Genomic DNA, 2,847 nt, shown 5'->3' on the forward strand with positions numbered 1-2,847 from the left:
CCCAACTGGGCGAGCTGGCGATTGCGACCACCGTCAAGGGTGACGAATAAGCCGTTATCGGCAACAAAGGCCGCAGCGATGCGGCCTTTCCCGTTTCCCCCTGGGCGCAACCAGTGTTACTGAAATTTCCAACTATAACGGAGAGTCCCTATGGCAGGTCACAGTAAATGGGCCAACATCAAACACCGCAAGGCGGCGCAAGACGCCAAGCGCGGCAAGATCTTCACCAAGCTGATCCGCGAAATCACCACCTCCGCGCGTCTGGGTGATGCCGATCCTGCCAACAACCCCCGCCTGCGTGCGGCGGTGGCGGCAGCCCTGACCAGCAACATGACCCGCGACACCATCAACCGCGCCATCGCCCGTGGGGCCGGCGGCGGTGACGGCGAGCAGCTCGAGACCATCGTGTACGAAGGGTACGGCCCGGCCGGTTCCGCCGTCATGGTGGAGTGCCTGACCGACAACCGCAACCGTACCGTGGCCGAAGTGCGTCACGCCTTCAGCAAGTGCGGCGGCAACCTGGGGACCGACGGCTCCGTGGCCTATCTGTTCACCAAGAAGGGGGTGCTGACCTTCGTGGGCGCCGATGAAGACGCCCTGATGGACGCCGCGCTGGAAGCCGGTGCCGACGACGTGGTGACCGAAGAAGATGGCACCATCGAGGTCTACACCACTCCGAACGACTTCGGCACCGTGCTGGACGGTCTGGAAGCCGCCGGCTTCAAGCCCGAGAGCGCCGAAGTGACCATGATCCCCTCCACCGAGGCGGAACTGGATGCCGAGACCGCGCCCAAGCTGATGCGCCTCATCGACATGCTGGAAGATCTGGACGACGTGCAGGAGGTGTACCACAACGGCTCCATCTCCGACGAGATTGCCGCGACCCTGTAATTGCCTCTCGGGAACGCTGTGAGACCCAGGGCAAGGGGAGGGCGACCACAACGGTCCTCTCCCCCGGCTCCGACGAGATCGCCGGCCGCTCGCGACCCTGTTCAGGTTCGCGAACATACAGGTGCGACACCTTGTTCACCTTCGCAAAAACGGCAGCCCGGGCTGCCGTTTTTTTATGTGCCAGACCGCGCACCTCCCCTTGTGGTTCGATTTCCTCTCTTAATGTTCGCTTAAGTTTGCCGTCCTAGGATGACCCCGTATCTGGACCTCCCTGGCTCTTTTCCTGTTTTTCAGGGCCGAGTGTCGGGATGGTCACCACGAAGCCTGCTGGCAGGTTGTTAGTTCCACTGGTTTGTCGGAGTCTCTCTATGCGTCTCACTCTGGGAGTGATGAAGGTCAATCTGTTGCTGGTGCTGCTGTTTGCACTGGTCTTCAACTGGCCCATTTTCCTGCACTTTTATCGCATCCTCACCGCCCTTGAACACGTCAAGGCGGGGTTTGTCCTCTCCATACCCCTGGTGCTGGTGGCGGCCCTCAACGCGGTGTTCCTGCCCTTTACCTTCCGTTATCTGCTCAAGCCCTTTTTCGCATTGCTCATCCTGACCGGCTCCCTGGTCAGCTACGCCATGCTCAAGTACGGGGTGATCTTCGACATGGGCATGATGCAGAACATCATCGAGACCAACAGCGGGGAGGCGGGCTCCTACCTCAACGGTTCCGTGGTGCTCTGGTTCCTGCTGACCGGCCTGTTGCCGGTGCTGGTACTGCTGTGGGTGAAGATTGAGTATCCCCGTCCCTGGTACAAGGGACTGGGTCTGCGCCTCGGCTCCATCGCCCTCTCCTTGCTGTTTCTGGTGGGGGCTGCCGCCCTCTATTACCAGGATTACGCCTCGGTCGGGCGCAACAACAAGTCCCTCGGCAAGGAGATAGTGCCCGCCAACTATGTGCACGGGCTCTACAAGTACGCCCGGGATGTGGTCTTCGCCACTCCCATTCCCTACCAGCAGATCGGCACCGATGCCAGGGTGATCGGCCAGCATGAGAAGCCGACCCTGATGTTCCTGGTGGTGGGGGAGACGGCCCGCAGCCAGAACTACTCCCTCAACGGCTACAAGAAGGAAACCAACGGCTTCACCGAGAAGGAGGCCAATGTGGTCTCGTTCAGGAACGTGCGCTCCTGCGGCACCGCCACAGCGCTCTCCGTGCCATGCATGTTCTCGAACATGACCCGGCGCGGCTATGACGAGGCCAAGGCCCAGTCCCAGGATGGCTTGCTGGACGTGCTGCAACATGCCGGGATCTCGGTGCTCTGGAAGGAAAACGACGGCGGCTGCAAGGGGGTGTGCAAAAACGTTCCCACCATCGAGATTGAGCCCAAGGCATTCCCCGCATACTGCTCCGGCAATGCCTGTCATGACGAGGTGCTGTTGCAGGGGCTGGATCAGCAGATCGCCGACATGCAGGGCAAGCAGGGCAGCAAGCTGGTGGCCTTCCACCTGATGGGCAGCCACGGTCCGACCTACTATCGCCGCTACCCGGCCGCCGATCGCGTCTTCCTGCCGGACTGCCCGCGCAGCGACATCGAGAACTGCAGCAACGAAGAGCTGGTGAACACCTATGACAACACCATCCGCTACACCGACAAGGTGCTTGCCCAGCTCATCGACAAGCTCAAGAGCCTGGAGAGCCAGTACAACGTGGGGCTGGTCTATCTGTCGGATCACGGTGAATCCCTCGGCGCCATGGGGCTCTATCTGCACGGCACCCCCTACAAGTTCGCACCGGACGATCAGACCCGGGTGCCGCTCCTGACCTGGTTCTCTCCCCAGTTGCAGGCAGACCGTCAGCTCAATCTGGATTGCCTGCAACAGGAGGCAGCCAGCAAGCGCTTCTCCCACGACAACCTGTTCCACTCCATGCTCGGCATCATGGACGTGCAGACCCAGGTCTATGACG

General features: G+C 61.2%; 2 protein-coding genes. Both read left to right on the plus strand.

What is annotated here, in order from left to right; genetic code table 11:
* Window positions 1-150 precede the first annotated feature (150 nt).
* On the plus strand, window positions 151-891 hold the full coding sequence (locus AACR77_RS15310) for a YebC/PmpR family DNA-binding transcriptional regulator (RefSeq protein WP_010674094.1): 741 nt from the start codon (window positions 151-153) through the stop codon (window positions 889-891).
* A 368-nt stretch (window positions 892-1,259) separates the two neighbouring features.
* Window positions 1,260-2,847 (plus strand): phosphoethanolamine transferase (locus AACR77_RS15315; RefSeq protein WP_042882627.1); only part of this gene is annotated, 1,588 nt, incomplete at its 3' end.

It is taken from the genome of Aeromonas sp. ZOR0002 (assembly GCF_963866995.1).
GTDB classification, from domain to species: domain Bacteria; phylum Pseudomonadota; class Gammaproteobacteria; order Enterobacterales; family Aeromonadaceae; genus Aeromonas; species Aeromonas caviae.